This is a genomic window from Nocardioides terrigena (assembly GCF_003047265.1).
Classification (GTDB): Bacteria; Actinomycetota; Actinomycetes; order Propionibacteriales; family Nocardioidaceae; genus Nocardioides; species Nocardioides terrigena.
This window is the reverse complement of sequence record NZ_PZYY01000005.1, coordinates 201,016-215,796: the sequence shown is the minus strand read 5'-3', so window position 1 is coordinate 215,796 and position 14,781 is coordinate 201,016. Positions and strand designations below refer to the sequence as shown.

Genomic DNA, 14,781 nt, shown 5'->3' with positions numbered 1-14,781 from the left:
TCCGTGGGGGTCGGCCCGCGGAAGCCACGAGCCGGGTTGCTCGGCGCGCTGGCAACAGTCCTGGCCCTGTCGGGGGTGACCGGCGGCGTCGTCGGCGCCCCGATGGCCCACGCCAAGGACACCAACCCCGACTTCATTCTCATCGAGACGGACCTCGAGCACATCCTCAAGCAGATCCAGATCGCCGAGGCCCACGCCGCCGGCGGCAACCTGCTGTGTGCCAGCCCCACCGACACGACCGGCAAGTGCGTCCCGGACGCTGCGTTGCCGCTCGGTCTGCGGACGGTCGACGGGTCCGGCAACAACCTGCTGGAGCCGACGTACGGCGCGGCGGACCAGCCCTTCCCGCGCAAGCTGCCGACGTACTGGCGCAAGGGCGAGACCCCTCCGCCGGGAGCGCCGCAGATCCCTGGCACGACGGGCATCTGCCAGACCGCGCCGGACAACCAGCCCGCGGGTGCGACCTGCTACCGGCAGAGCCAGGGATTCGTCTACGACTCCGAGCCCCGCATCATCAGCAACCTGATCGTCGACCAGACGCTCAACAACCCGGCGGCCGCCAACGCGGCTGACAACACCCCGGGCTCCAGCGTCGACGGCCAGGGCAACGTCTTCATCCCCAACACCGCGCCGGACGAGGGCCTCTCCGCCCCCTTCAACGCGTGGTTCACCTTCTTCGGCCAGTTCTTCGACCACGGCCTCGACCTGGTCAACAAGGGCGGCAACGGGACCATGGTCGTGCCGCTGCGACCCGACGACCCGCTGTGGGACACCGACGGCTTCGACGACATCCCCGGCAACGCCGACGACTTCGCCAACAACTTCCTCATGCTGTCGCGGGCCACGCGCTACCCGGGCCCCGACGGGCAGGTCGGCACCGAGGACGACGTCCACAACAACCAGACGACGCCGTTCATCGACCAGAACCAGACCTACACCTCGCACCCGTCCCACCAGGTGTTCCTGCGGGAGTACGAGCTGCGTGACCACGACGGCGACCCGGGGACCCCGGACGTGCCGGTGGACACCGGTCACCTGCTCGACGGCACCCTGCCCAACGGTGGCACCGGCGGCCTCGCCACGTGGGCGGACGTCAAGCGGCAGGCTCGCGAGGTGCTCGGCATCGCACTGGGCGCGCAGGGCACTCCCAGCGAGGGCAACAACGACTACCCGGACGTCGCGAACGTCCCGCAGGTCGATGTGGACCCGTACGGCAACTTCGTCCGCGGCGAGAACGGTTTCCCCGTGCTGCAGATGCAGAACGGGGACAGGATCGAGGGCAACCTCGTGGCTCCGATCACGACCGTGGGTGCGGCCCGGACCAACCACGCCTTCCTGGACGACATCGCGCACGGTGCCTCCCAGGACCCCGACGACCTGAGCGGTTACGACAACGTGACCCTCAACGAGCACTTCATCACCGGTGACGGCCGCGGCAACGAGAACATCGGCCTCACCTCCGTCCACCACGTCTTCCACTCCGAGCACAACCGGATGGCGCAGGCGATCGAGGACATCCTCGACAAGCCGGAGAACGCCGAGCTCAAGCTCGCGTTCATGGGCGAGGACAACCAGTACGACGAGCTGCTCGGCGAGGAGCTCCCCGACGGCCCCGAGGCCGACGATTGGACCTACGAGCAGCGGCTCTTCCAGGCAGCGAAGTTCCCGACCGAGATGCAGTACCAGCACCTCGTGTTCGAGGAGTTCGCCCGCAAGGTGCAGCCGGCCATCGACGCCATCGTGTTCAACGAGAACAGCTACGACGCGACCCTCAACCCGGCCACCACGGCCGAGTTCGCCCACGTCGTCTACCGCTTCGGTCACTCGATGCTCACCGAGGACATCGAGCGTCGCTTGCCGGGAGTCCCGGGTGTGGAGGACGTCAGCCTGCTCGACGGCTTCCTCAACCCAAGGACCTACGACAACGACGGGGCCCTCACCCCTGACCAGGCTGCGGGTGCCGTGATCAACGGCACGACCAACCAGGTGGGCGGCCAGATCGATGAGCACGTCATCGACACGCTGCGCAACAACCTGCTCGGCCTGCCGCTCGACCTGGCGACGATCAACATGGTGCGTGCCCGGGACGCCGGTGTGCCGCCGCTCCAGACCGCGAGGAAGGTCTTCTTCGAGGAGAGCGGCGACCCGCTGCTCGAGCCCTACGACAACTGGGTCGACTTCGGCCTGGGCATGAAGAACGGTGACAACTTCGGTCGCGAGTCGGCCAACCCCAACGCGTCGCTGGTCAACTTCGTGGCGGCGTACGGCAAGCACGACACCATCACCAGCGTCTCGACGGTGGTGGGCAAGCGTGACGCGGCCGACCTGATCGTCAACGGTGGCGACGGTGCGCCGGCCGACAGGGTCGACTTCATGACCGGCACCGGCGACTGGGCCAACCAGGGCGGCAACACCGTCACCGGCCTCGAGGAGGTCGACTTCTGGATGGGTGGTCTCGCCGAGGCGCTGGAGCCCTTCGGCGGCATGCTCGGCTCGACGTTCAACTACGTCTTCGAGCGCCAGCTCGAGGACCTGCAGTTCGGCGACCGGTTCTACTACCTGTTCCGCAACCAGGGCAACCAGCTCTTCGCGGCACTCGAGGCGAACTCGTTCTCCGGGCTGATCCAGCGCAACACCGACGCCACCTTGCTGCCGGCGGACATCTTCGGGGTCCAGGACCCCTTCATCGATCTGGAGAACCTGCCCACCCCGTTGCCGGAAGGCCTCGTGCAGATGGCGGACGGCACCTATCGCTGGGACGGTGACGAGCACATCGAGATCCACGGCCTCCGGACCGGGGAGATCCCTGCCACCAACGACAAGATCCGGGCCGGACAGGGTGACGACGCCCTCTGGGGCTACGCCGGCAACGACCGCATCGAGGGCGGCTCCGGCAACGACAGCCACCTCGGCGGTGCGGGCAACGACATCCTCACCGACACCTTCGGTGACGACAACATCAAGGGAGGCTGGGGCAACGACGCCATCAAGGCGGGGTCCGGTGACGACCTGGTCCTCGGCGGACACGGCCACGACTACGTCAACACCGGCAGTGAGTTCAAGACGGTGTTCTCGGGCACCGGTCGCGACTTCATCGTCGGCGGCAACGGTCGCGACACCGTGTTCGGCGGCGAGGAGGACGACTGGATCGAGGGTGGTGCGCACGGCGACCTGTTGCAGGGCGACAACGCGGACCAGTTCCAGGCCAACCCGCACGGCGGCAACGACATCGTCGACGGTGGTGCCGGCAACGACGACATCGAGGGCGAGGGTGGACATGACGTCCTGGTCGGCCGCGCGCTGGGCACGGACCGCATGGAGGGCCTCGGCGGCTTCGACTGGGCCACCTACCGTGGTGAGAACAGCGACGTCGACGTGGACCTCCGGTTCACGACCCTGCAGCGGCCCGACGCCCAGGCGATCCGTGACCGCTACGACCTGGTCGAGGCGGTCTCGGGTGGCAACGGCAACGACGTCCTGCGGGGCATGGGTCAGTCCGTCGACGACCTGGCCACCCTCGACGGGCAGGCGTTGACCCAGGAGACCCTGGACATCACCGGTGGGCTCGAGGCGATGCTCGACCCGGGCCACGCCAACAACTACGCAGAGCGCTTCATGGCGGGCGCGATCGACCCGGTCACCCGGGGCGTGAGCAACCTGATCATCGGCGGCCCCGGCAGCGACATGCTGCAGGGCCGGGCCGGCGACGACTTCCTCGACGGCGACGCCCAGCTGGACGTCTTCGTGAGGGTCAACGGCACCCGCTACAACAGCCCGAGCGCCACGGCCCTCCAGAACGGGATCTTCAACGGCACGATCGACCCGGGTGACATCCAGACCTTCCGGGAGGTCGCGACGACACCCAACCCGGAGGACAACGACATCGCGGTCTTCGGCGCCCCCAGCAGCCAGTACACCGTGACCGACATGGGTGACGGCTACTGGCAGGTCGCCCACGACAACACCGACACCGCACCCGACCTGAGGGAGGGGGCGGACATCCTCCGCAACATCGAGCTCCTGCAGTTCTCCAACGGGTGCTTCGTGCTCGGGGAGGAGCCGATGGAGGCGTGTGGCAGCTATGGCACCGCGTCGCTCGACTACGAGCCGCCGGCGACAGAGGACGAGCCCATCACCGCTCGGGTCGTCTTCGACGGGACGAACACGGTCGACACCCCGACCAACGTCCAGTTCCGTTGGGTGATCGCGACCGAGGACGAGCTCAACGGTGCCGAGGGCTGGCGCTCGAGCGTGGTCCAGTCTCCGCAGAGCTGTGAACCCAACGGTGACGATCACCTCGTGTGTGAGGCCACCTTCACCCCGGGTGACTTCGAGGTGGACCACCTGGTCAGGGTCGAGGTGACCTTCTTCGACGACCAGAACGTCCTGCGGACGATCACGTCCGACCCGACGACGGAGACTGTCGAGAACGTCAACGACACCCCGATCCCGCCGGTGCTCAGTATGGAGAGCCCCGTGGTGGGTCAGGTGGTCCGCGCCTCGGGCCTCCAGGACGGGGACGGCATCGCCACGGCGGGAGAGACCCTGCAGTGGACCTGGCAGGTCTCCGACACCGGGGAGGCCGGCACGTGGGAGGTCGTGAGCATCAACCCGTACACCGTGACGGGCTACGTGCCTCACGCCGACGACATCGGCAAGTACCTCCGGGTGGTCGCCAGCTACACCGACGACCACGGCACCGCCGAGGAGGCAGCGTCCCTGTCGACCGTTGACCAGGTCGCCGAGGCACCGCCCGCTCCGGTGGCACCGACCGCACCCCTCAGCAACACCGCGGTCATCGACGGGACCGGCAGCATCCAGGTCTCCTGGACCCCGCCGGTCGACGACGGAGGTGCGCCGATCACGGGGTACGACGTCACGGTCTACGCCGACGGGGAGGTGCTCGACACGCGCACGGCGGGTGCCGGTGCCACCGACCTGGTGGTCGCCGACCTCGACACGAACCCGGGTACGCGGTACGAGTTCACCGTGGCGGCCATCAACGCAGCCGGCACAAGCGCGGCGTCCGAGCTGATGGGTCCGGTGTTCTTCGGAGGCAGCCAGCCGTCCGTGGTGGACACGCGTCCCAATGACGGGGCCGTGGGTGTCGACACTGGAATCCAGCACGTGTGGGTCAACTTCTCGGAAACCATGACCGGGATCGGTGGCTCGGCCGTGACCCTGACCAGGGTCTCGGACGGAGCAGAAATCGACTTCACCCGGGGCTTCAACACCACCGAGAACAGGCTGTACATCAACCCGTTCGGAGGCGCCGCCGGCGCACCCGAGCAGCTCGACCCAGGAACCGAATACCGGGTCACCCTGACCGGCGGGACCAACGCCCTCCGCTCACTGGGAGGAGTACCGCTGGAGACCCAGTCGTTCACCTTCACCACAGCAACGCCCGAAGGAGAGGCACCCCTAGTGGTGGACACACGTCCCAATGACGGGGCCGTGGGTGTCGACACTGGAATCCAGCACGTGTGGGTCAACTTCTCGGAAACCATGACCGGGATCGGTGGCTCGGCCGTGACCCTGACCAGGGTCTCGGACGGAGCAGAAATCGACTTCACCCGGGGCTTCAATACCACCGAGAACAGGCTGTACATCAACCCGTTCGGAGGCGCCGCCGGCGCACCCGAGCAGCTCGACCCAGGAACCGAATACCGGGTCACCCTGACCGGCGGGACCAACGCCCTCCGCTCACTGGGAGGAGTACCGCTGGAGACCCAGTCGTTCACCTTCACGACGCGTCCCTAGAGCGAGCGATGCAAACCGGTCGGGTCGACACCTTCGGGTGTCGACCCGACTGGCGTTGAAGCAAGGTGTCTGACAGGTCCGTCCATCTGGCCAGCTCGCTGAAAAGTGCTGCGGTCAGCGCTCCTCCGGGTATGGTCGCCAAGTGGTTGACGGCAGGCAAATGTTCGTGCTCTCGGTACTTATTGCTGGGATTGTCGGCCTTGGCGTATCGATCGCCCCCGTTGCCACGACCGGGCTCGTGGGCTGCGCCACGCTCGCCGTCATCGCTCATCGTCACCCAGTAGCCGGAGTTGCTGTCTGGGTGTTTGCGTCTGCTTCTACGCCGTCCTGGATGGCCGTCGGCATTTCCGGAGTTGGGCTCACCCCGGCCGACTTGCTCGCCTTGCCGGTATTGGTGGGCCTTCTGGTGGCAGAGCGGCGCAACACGGTCCGTCTGGGAATGGTTGACTCTCTCGTCGCGGCACTGTTGTTCAGCGCGCTAGTTTCTGTCGCCCTCTACGGCGGCCGGGCGTCAACGCTCTCCGAGATCACCGTAAGTTGGATACTCCCCTATGTACTAGGCCGCGTCGCGATGACGCGGATCGACCCAAACCGGTTGCCGACACTCATGATCCGCCTCGGGCTCTTGTGCGCGGTGTGGGCCATCGTGGAGTTCACGTTCAGGTGGCACCCATTCACCTCGATCTCGGGGCAGATCGAGGTCCTGAACCGGTGGAGCGAGATCCAGACGCGAGGCGCGTTCGACCGGTCCGAGGCCGCCTTCGGCCACTCGATCCCCCTGGCCGCAATGATCGTTCTGACCTCACCATGGGTGCTGCGATCACGGAGGCCCCTGTTGGGCCTCGTCATCTTGACCGCCGGGGTCGCGTGCACACTTGCGCGATCGGGTTTCATCTCCCTTGCGCTCGTCGTGGCGATGATGATCTGGACTTCGACGACCAGGAAGCGGGTTCTCGTCGCGGCCGCGGCGGGCGCGGCCGCAGTAACGTACTTCGGGCGTGGGCTGCTCTTCGGGGAGGGCGTGGGCACGGAGGTGCAGACCTCGACGGCCTACCGCGAGACGTTATGGCAGTACGGCTTCAAACAGATCAAGACGCTGGGCGACGCCGGAGCAACCTACTTCTCGGTGGACAACGCTTACCTGCGCCTGGGTCTCGAGCTGGGTTGGATCCCGCTGTGCCTCTTTGCCGTCTTGGCGCTCTTGCCCGTGGTTGCCGTCGTGCGCCGAGACGCTGGCGCCGGCGAAATCGCCTTGGCCGCGACCTCCGTCATGTTGCTGACCGTCGCCTTGTTGACCCAATGGCAGAGCTTTGTGTGGTTCGTAGCAGGGGTGACCGTGGTATCGAGGTCGCTCAGACGGAACGCCGTGAGCAGAGGGGGGCCGGAGATCGAGGGCCCGACGCAACCCGATGACCTCGACGCGGGCACGCGCACGCCACTGGGCGAGGTGTGGCGGGTGGCCCCGTAGCGCTGTGATGCCGCAACCATCCCTGCGCGACTTTGTTGCCCAAAGGACGAGTTCGTTCGAGCTACTAGAGGTGATACCGCCGGTTGTGCGGACAGGCTGAGCACTTGAGGCGACAGCGCTGACATCGGTGGGCGCGACGATGGACACGAGACATGCCGAGGATGCCAAACGAGCAGGGATGTGACTGCGCACCATCGGGCCTTCTTTACCCATTGTGGTGTAGGTCGGTCGACATCGGTCTCGACCTGTGACGCTCATAGCGGGCATGAGTGCAGCGATCGGCCCGGCCATGGCTACGATGTGGGCTGCTGTCCCTAGAGAGGCCCTTCGTCTGTCATGACCCAAACGCACCCCGACTACCAGCTGAGCCAGCTGGACCAGCTCGAGGCTGAGTCGATCCACATCTTCCGTGAGGTCGCTGCCGAGTTCGAGAAGCCGGTCCTGATGTTCTCCGGAGGCAAGGACTCGATCGTCATGCTCCGCCTCGCGGAGAAGGCCTTCTACCCGTCCAAGCTCCCGTTCCCGCTGCTTCAGGTCGACACCGGCCTCGACTTCGACGAGGTCCTCGAGACCCGGGACAACTGGGTCAACCGCCTCGGCGCGCGCATCCATATCGCGAGCGTCGAGGACATGATCGCCGACGGCACCATCGTCGACGACGGCAAGACCTCGCGGAACCGTCAGCAGATCGGCGCCCTGCTGCACGCGATCGAGGAGAACGCCTTCACGGCCGCCTTCGGTGGCGGCCGACGCGACGAGGAGAAGGCTCGCGCCAAGGAGCGCGTCTACTCCCACCGCGACGAGTTCGGCCAGTGGGACCCGAAGATGCAGCGTCCGGAGCTGTGGAGCCTCTACAACGGGCGCATCCACCCGGGCGAGCACATGCGGATCTTCCCGCTGTCCAACTGGACCGAGCTCGACATCTGGCACTACATCGACCGGGAGAAGATCGAGATCCCCTCGATCTACTTCGCCCACGAGCGCGAGGTCATTCTCCGCGACGGCATGTGGCTCTCGCTCTCCGACGCCGTGCAGCCCAAGGGCTCCGAGACCGTCGAGACCAAGATGGTCCGCTTCCGCACCGTCGGCGACAAATCGCAGACCGGGTGTGTGGAATCGACCGCTGCGACCACTGCCGACATCATCGACGAGATCGCCATCGCCCGGGTCACCGAGCGCGGTGCGACCCGTGGTGACGACCGGTTCTCCGAGGCGGCCATGGAAGACCGCAAGAAGGAAGGCTACTTCTGATGAGCCCCGAGATCTCTCCCGTCGCGGAGGCCCACGAGGGTCGCGCCCCGATGGATCTGCTCCGTTTCGCGACCGCCGGCTCGGTCGATGATGGCAAGTCGACCCTCATCGGTCGTCTGCTGCTCGACTCCAAGTCGATCTTCGAGGACCAGCTCGAGGCCGTAGAGGCCTCCTCGGTGTCGAAGGGCTACGACTACACCGACCTCGCGCTGCTGACCGACGGCCTGCGCTCCGAGCGCGAGCAGGGCATCACGATCGACGTGGCTTACCGCTACTTCGCGACGCCCACCCGCAAGTTCATCATCGCGGACACCCCGGGCCACATCCAGTACACCCGCAACATGGTCACCGGCGCCTCCACCGCGGACCTCGGCCTCGTGCTTGTCGATGCCCGTCAGGGTCTGACCGAGCAGAGCCGTCGCCACGCCGTGCTGCTCTCCCTGCTACGGGTCCCCCACCTCGTGCTCGCGGTCAACAAGATGGACCTCGTCGACTGGGACGAGGCGGTCTACGAGAAGATCCACAACGAGTTCACGGCGTTCGCCACCAAGCTCAATATCCCGGACCTCGAGGTCATCCCGATCTCGGCGCTCCAGGGCGACAACGTGGTGAACCGGTCCGAGAACACCCCCTGGTACCACGGGCCCACGCTGATGCACCACCTCGAGCACGTCCACGTCGCTTCCGACCGCGACCTGCAGGACGTCCGGTTCCCGGTGCAGTACGTCGTCCGCCCCAAGTCCGACGAGTTCCACGACTACCGCGGCTATGCGGGCATGGTCGCCGGAGGTGTGCTCAAGCCCGGCGACGAGGTCGTCGTGCTGCCGAGCGGCATGACGTCGACCATCGAGGGCATCGACCTCTTCAACCAAGAGGTCACCGAGGCGTTCCCGCCCATGTCGGTCACGGTGCGTCTCGCGGACGACGTCGACGTGTCGCGCGGCGACATGATCGCCCGCGTCAACAACGCCCCCAAGCCCAGCCAGGACATCGACGCGATGATCTGCTGGATGACCAACGAGCCGCTGCGCCCGCGCCAAAAGCTCGCCATCAAGCACACCACCCGCACAGCCCGGGCGATGGTCAAGGACATCCAGTACCGGCTCGACGTCAACAGCCTGCACCGCGACCAGGACACGAAGGAGCTCGGTCTCAACGAGATCGGCCGCGTCCAGCTGCGCACCACGGTGCCGCTGCTGTGCGACCCGTACTCGAAGAACCGCACCACAGGCTCATTCATCCTGATCGACGAGGCGACGGGCGTCACCGTCGGCGCCGGCATGATCAACAGCGGTAGCTGACCGACCCACCGGGCGGATTCTCGCCACGTCTAGGCAAGCCGCTAAGGATAGCTATCCCGTGACATCAGATCGAACGCGTTATGGGGCTGTGGTCCTTTACTTTCGACACGGCCCCTCGGTCATCAACACCTTGGAGGCGTTGCGGGAGCAAACTCGTGCGCCCATAAGTGTTGTGGTGGTCGACAACGCAAGCGGCGACGGGGTCCTGAAGAGGCTGAAATCGGACGGACGCCTGGGCCCCGAGGTGACCGTTCATGAATGCGCCAGCAACGGCGGGTACTCGGCAGGCATGAACGCTGGGTTGCAGCAACTGGCCCAGTCCGACCTCGATTATGTGCTCTTCTTGACCCACGAAGTCAGGCTCGCCCCGACAGCGGCGGAGGAGTTACTACGGGTAGCAACAGTGCAAGCTGCAGCCATCGTGGGGCCAACACTGTTCCTTGGGGACGGAACAGCATGGTCTCGAGGCGGGGAACTGGGGCGTCGGGGTCAGACAAAGCACGACACCTCCTTTTCCGAGCATGACTTTCGGCGCGCCACTTGGCTAGATGGTGCGTGCCTGCTCATTGCTCAAGACGCTCTAGCGAACTACGGCACCTTTGACGAGAGCTACTTTCTGTATTGGGAGGATGTCGAGATAAGCACGCGATTGGCAGCCTCCGGACCCGTGCTTTGCAGCACCCGCGCTCGCGCCGAGCAGGGAACGAACTCCGCGCCCATCTATTTCAACACCAGAAACCGCCTCAAGTACTGGCGCGAGCGTCGGCAGTGGGTGACCCTCTTGGCATCGGTCGTCGAAGCGCTTGTGCGCATGATCGTGCGCGACTCGTTCGCTCCGAACAACGCTCTGCGAGTTCAGGCTCGAGCACTCGGAATTGTCGACGGCCTGCGTCGCGAGGGTGAAATGAGAACACTCTTCGTGAGGGATGTATGAAGATCCAGAAGCTTCGTCCAATCTACATTTCGAATTCTCTACCGCAAGCGCTGCATCACTACGAAGAGGCTCTGACGGGCACCCTCGAGGACCTTGGACTCACATGGGAGCACCTGGAAACGCCAAGTATCGAAGTCGGTCAAAATGCCGTGAGTCGGATTGCAATGGCCGTTCGCACGGTCTTCGCCTATGCCAGCACTTTGAGAAGATCTCGCGGAACAGTTATCGCGCTCTGGCCAGGCCTGGGGTTCTTGGAGTGCCTTGCTTGGCTTCCAGCCTCGATGAAGCACCGCGTAATCGTGATCATTCACGATCCGATTCCGATCAGGCGCCAGTTTGGTTACTCGGCGGGCGCCCGCTCGATTGGGCGATTCGCTTCATTGAACCCCCGCCTCACACTTCTCACGCACACAAGACTGGCTCACCATGACCTATCAAGCGCCCTTGGTCGCGACTCCGTTGTTGTGCCTCACCCAGTGGGACGCATCCGGGAAGTGCCCAGTTCAGTGGGCGCACCACCCACCGTCAGAGTCCTTGGACAGTTCAAGCCAAGTCGAGATCTTCAACCCCTGGTCGAGATAGGCCGGGCTTTGACATCGACCGCGCAGCTGGAGATCTGTGGGAGAGGATGGCCCGAGGTAGATGGCTGGAAGGTGGATCCCGGGTTCCTGAGCGAGTCGGATTTCGATGATCGCCTGCGCACCTCGGACTGCGTGGTCATCCCGTACGCCCGCTTCTACCAGAGCGGAGTCGCCGTTAGGTGTCTGGAACTCGGCGTACCGATCGTCGGCCCCGCACACGAGCACTTGGTCGAGCTCTATGGCGCTGACTGGCCAGGCCTCGTCGGGCCCGATGGGGATTGGGTCGCCGCCACAAAGGCAGTCTTGACTTCAGACACCAGCGAGGTCGCCAGAAAAGCCCATGAGACACGTCGCATTCTCAATGCACAATGGGGCCAAGTGTTGGGCCTATGACCCCGTCCACTCTCCACGCCCTCTGAAGCAGTCGCGACCGCAGAGTCCGCGACATTAGACCTTCGCCAAGCCATCTGAACGACAGGAGCGAGCCATGGAGCGTTTACGCGAGGACGCGAAGCATGCGGCCCTGAAATTTGCGATTCGTCCGCTTGTCTTCGCCGGACTTCGACCTCCTTTATGGCTTCTAAAGGGTACGAGGCTAACAATGTTGTCTATATCACCAAGCGCAACCTTGCGACCTGGGCTCCGGCTACGAAACCCGCACCTCACGGTTGGCGACAACGCCCGAATTGGTTGGAACGTCACAGTCAATGGCGAGCTCCCAATCTGCATTGAGTCAGGTGCCGTCGTTCCGAGCCGAGCAATCTTGAACACGCTTGAGAATTCTCTAGATCTCGGAGCCGAACGCATGGATCTGCATTCCAAAGTAGTCATCACACCGGAGGAGCCCACGTGAAGGCTTTGGGACAGGTTGATCTAATTGGCGGCTGGGGGTACGACAATATTGGTGACGAAGCAATTTTGACTGGCTACTTGGAGGCATTGCCCGTCTCCCGGGTGTACAGCAACCGCCCTAGCCGGACCCGCGCCGCACAGATGAGAACTCCTCATTTCGCGTCCGAGCATCTGGTTCCGCTTAATACCGCTGCTAGGAAACAGTCCGCAGACGTCTTGATCTGCGGAGGCGGATACCTGAACGGCCACTGGTCACGCGAGGTGGGGTCCAAGTTGAGACGGATCCGTCGCGCGGTAGAGGGGCGCACCGTGACCCTGCATGGCGTTGAGCTACGGAATCTTGCCGAGTCCAAGTACGCCGCCGATGCCGCCGCTCTAGTTGCACGCTCGCGCGTGGGTGTGCGTGACGAGAAGTCGGCACGAGAGGCGAGGGCATTGGGCGCAGGCGACGTAACCGTCCTTCCCGACTCGATTGCATTGCTCCAGCCGCACCTCAACGCATACGTACGTGAGGTTCCTGCTCTCCGCGGCAAGATCCTGGTCAACTTGCTCGACATCAGCGGTCGAAGCGACTCTTCGGAGGCAGAGATAGATGTTGCTCGCTGGGCTGACTTTTCTCGGTCCCTGCTGAGGACACTTGGGGACCGGGCAATTGGTCTGGCGGCCAGCGAACAGGACGCGATGTTCATGGCCTCAATGGGCGATCTCCCCATTATCCGCCCTCGGTCAACACGCGGCCTCGCCTCGGCAATCGGGTCGGCGGATGCCCTATTCAGCGTCCGGATGCATCCCTCTCTACTCGCGACCATGATGAACAAACCGACCGTGGCGGTCCCTTACTGCGGGAAAGTCCGCCCGACCCTCTCCAAGATAGGCGTCGAGTCGGCAATTAGCCCGTGTGACGACTTGGAGGCTGTTCAAACCGCTCTGAGTGGATACACCGACCACAGCACTTCCTGGGGAGAAGCGGAATTCGCCAACAGGGTTTGGCTAGCGAAGACCCTCCCAATGGGCACACAGCCCAGCACTATTCGGCAACTTGACGACCTGTGAACTCTTGGGGTCGGGCCACGTTCCTTGTCACGCGAGTGGTCTCGAGTGTTGGCCAGGCGGCCATGCTCATCGTTTTGGCTCGGGCTACAGACTCAACAACGTTGGGGAATATCACCGGAGTAACCGGCATCGCGCTCTTTACGATCATCTTTGTTGATTTGGGCGTGTCATCACTCTTCCTAAAGAAGCTAAGCCAGCAGGACGAAGAGGGTTCGACCGCGTCGTTGCGTCTAGCTGTCTGGACTTCACTTGCAGCCCCGCCGCTGACGTTCGCGATCGCCGTACTCTTGGGCATTGAACTCGCCCTTATTCCATTCCTAATGCTCTGCCTCTGGCCCGCGCTGGAGAAGTTGATTGAACTACCTCTTGCCGTGAGGATTTCCCAGAACAGTTTGGGCTCCGCGTCTACCCTGACCGTACTTCGACGCCTAACCCCGCTCGTACTCCAAGTGCTCTTTATGCAGTCCGGAGTCGGAGCAACGATGGCCTACTGCGCCGCCTTGGCAATCGGCGCGCTCCTCGTTCTCGCTGGCCATGTCGGATCTCTCAAGGGCATGTGGAGACGGCCGCGAAGTGCTTACGGTCACACACTCCACGAATCTATTCACCTCTATATCTCCGCGACCGCTTCTCAAAGCCGGGAACTCGAAGTTCCTATTGTTGCATTCGCGATCTCGCCAGCCGCTGGCGCGCTGTACGCCGTCGGTTTCCGACTAGCACGACCTATGGCGCTGATTGGTAGCGCCCTAGCGCAGATGGCTCTGGCTGACGCGGCCACGAGGGGCGCAGACGCGGCTCGAGGGATCCTTCGGCAAGCGATCGCCTTTGCCGCGTCTGGAGTAGCGCTCATCATTCTCTTCTCACCCCTTCTTCCTGACGTACTGGCATGGCTACTCGGAGAGGAATACCGCGGCGCCGCGTCGGTTTGCATAATTCTGCTCGCCACAGCCACGATTGCCGCTGCCACGGCACCTGCCTCTGCTGCCCTACAAGGATTAGGACATGAAAAGTACGTCGGGAGACTCGCCGTACTAACGCAGGGCGTATCGCTCGCGGCCCTGGCGGTTGTGGGAGCGACCTTCGGTCTAGTTCTCGGAGCGGTCACGGTCCTCCTCAGTACGGTGGCAAGGCTCTTGCTTACGGTGGCGCGACTTCGCAGCGCCGTCGCCACTTAATCGCCTCTCATGTCAGCCGCTGGGGCGGGCCTTGGTCGAACTCGCTTTTCGACTAGAGCGTCGCCGCAGCGCGGATATTGCTCTGAAGCTGCGCGCGCCCTACCAAGGGTGTCTTGCTGTGCAAGCGATGCATTCATTCTCGACTTGAAGCGGCAGCGCGTGTCCCCACAACTGGGCGCACCACGCGAGCGACATCCGCGACCTCCGGATTAGGGTGGGTCAGCCCGCCCACGACACTTCGGCTCGTGAGTGCGGTCGCAATGCTGATGTAGGGCCTTGCGGGAGTCCCTCCGGCAAGCGGGCGCCGCGTGCTTCCAAATGGTGTTGACCGGATGCATCAGGTGATGCCAGCCGAACCCGCCACACCGCGTGGCTTCTCCCGAGGTCCGCAAGCCCATCGAGACGT

8 protein-coding genes are annotated in these 14,781 nt (G+C 64.3%); all 8 read left to right on the top strand.

Going from position 1 to position 14,781, the window contains the following annotated elements; translation table 11 throughout:
- Positions 1-3: 3 nt before the first annotated feature.
- Positions 4-5,760: a peroxidase family protein gene (locus tag DAE25_RS12620; RefSeq protein WP_159083710.1), complete on the top strand. Its 5,757-nt coding sequence runs from the start codon at positions 4-6 to the stop codon at positions 5,758-5,760.
- 142 nt (positions 5,761-5,902) lie between these two features.
- The gene (locus DAE25_RS12615; protein WP_107766542.1) at positions 5,903-7,228 is read left to right on the top strand and encodes a hypothetical protein; all 1,326 of its coding nucleotides are present in this window, start codon (positions 5,903-5,905) and stop codon (positions 7,226-7,228) included.
- Positions 7,229-7,564: 336 nt separating this feature from the next.
- Positions 7,565-8,479 carry a sulfate adenylyltransferase subunit CysD gene (gene cysD, locus DAE25_RS12610; protein WP_107766541.1) on the top strand — a complete coding sequence of 305 codons (915 nt, stop codon included), beginning with the start codon at positions 7,565-7,567 and terminating at the stop codon, positions 8,477-8,479.
- Entirely contained in the window at positions 8,479-9,780 is a 1,302-nt protein-coding gene (locus DAE25_RS12605; protein ID WP_107766540.1) for a sulfate adenylyltransferase subunit 1, read from the top strand. Before cysD ends, DAE25_RS12605 begins: the two co-directional genes overlap by 1 nt.
- 58 nt (positions 9,781-9,838) lie before the next feature.
- Positions 9,839-10,714 (top strand): glycosyltransferase, encoded by an 876-nt coding sequence (locus tag DAE25_RS12600; protein WP_159083709.1) that lies wholly within the window; start codon positions 9,839-9,841, stop codon positions 10,712-10,714.
- Positions 10,711-11,688: a hypothetical protein gene (locus tag DAE25_RS23180; protein WP_159083708.1), complete on the top strand. Its 978-nt coding sequence runs from the start codon at positions 10,711-10,713 to the stop codon at positions 11,686-11,688. Before DAE25_RS12600 ends, DAE25_RS23180 begins: the two co-directional genes overlap by 4 nt.
- Positions 11,689-12,144: 456 nt before the next feature.
- Positions 12,145-13,200, top strand: coding sequence for a polysaccharide pyruvyl transferase family protein (locus tag DAE25_RS12590; protein WP_107766537.1), 1,056 nt, complete (start codon positions 12,145-12,147; stop codon positions 13,198-13,200).
- Positions 13,201-13,301: 101 nt separating this feature from the next.
- The gene (locus DAE25_RS23175; protein ID WP_159083707.1) at positions 13,302-14,375 is read left to right on the top strand and encodes a lipopolysaccharide biosynthesis protein; all 1,074 of its coding nucleotides are present in this window, start codon (positions 13,302-13,304) and stop codon (positions 14,373-14,375) included.
- Positions 14,376-14,781 lie beyond the last annotated feature (406 nt).

Bases quoted from the DNA above. Each gene is read 5' to 3' on its own strand.
- cysD (WP_107766541.1), top strand. From the start codon at position 7,565: ATGACCCAAACGCACCCCGACTACCAGCTGAGCCAGCTGGACCAGCTC.
- DAE25_RS12605 (WP_107766540.1), top strand. From the start codon at position 8,479: ATGAGCCCCGAGATCTCTCCCGTCGCGGAGGCCCACGAGGGTCGCGCC.
- DAE25_RS23180 (WP_159083708.1), top strand. From the start codon at position 10,711: ATGAAGATCCAGAAGCTTCGTCCAATCTACATTTCGAATTCTCTACCG.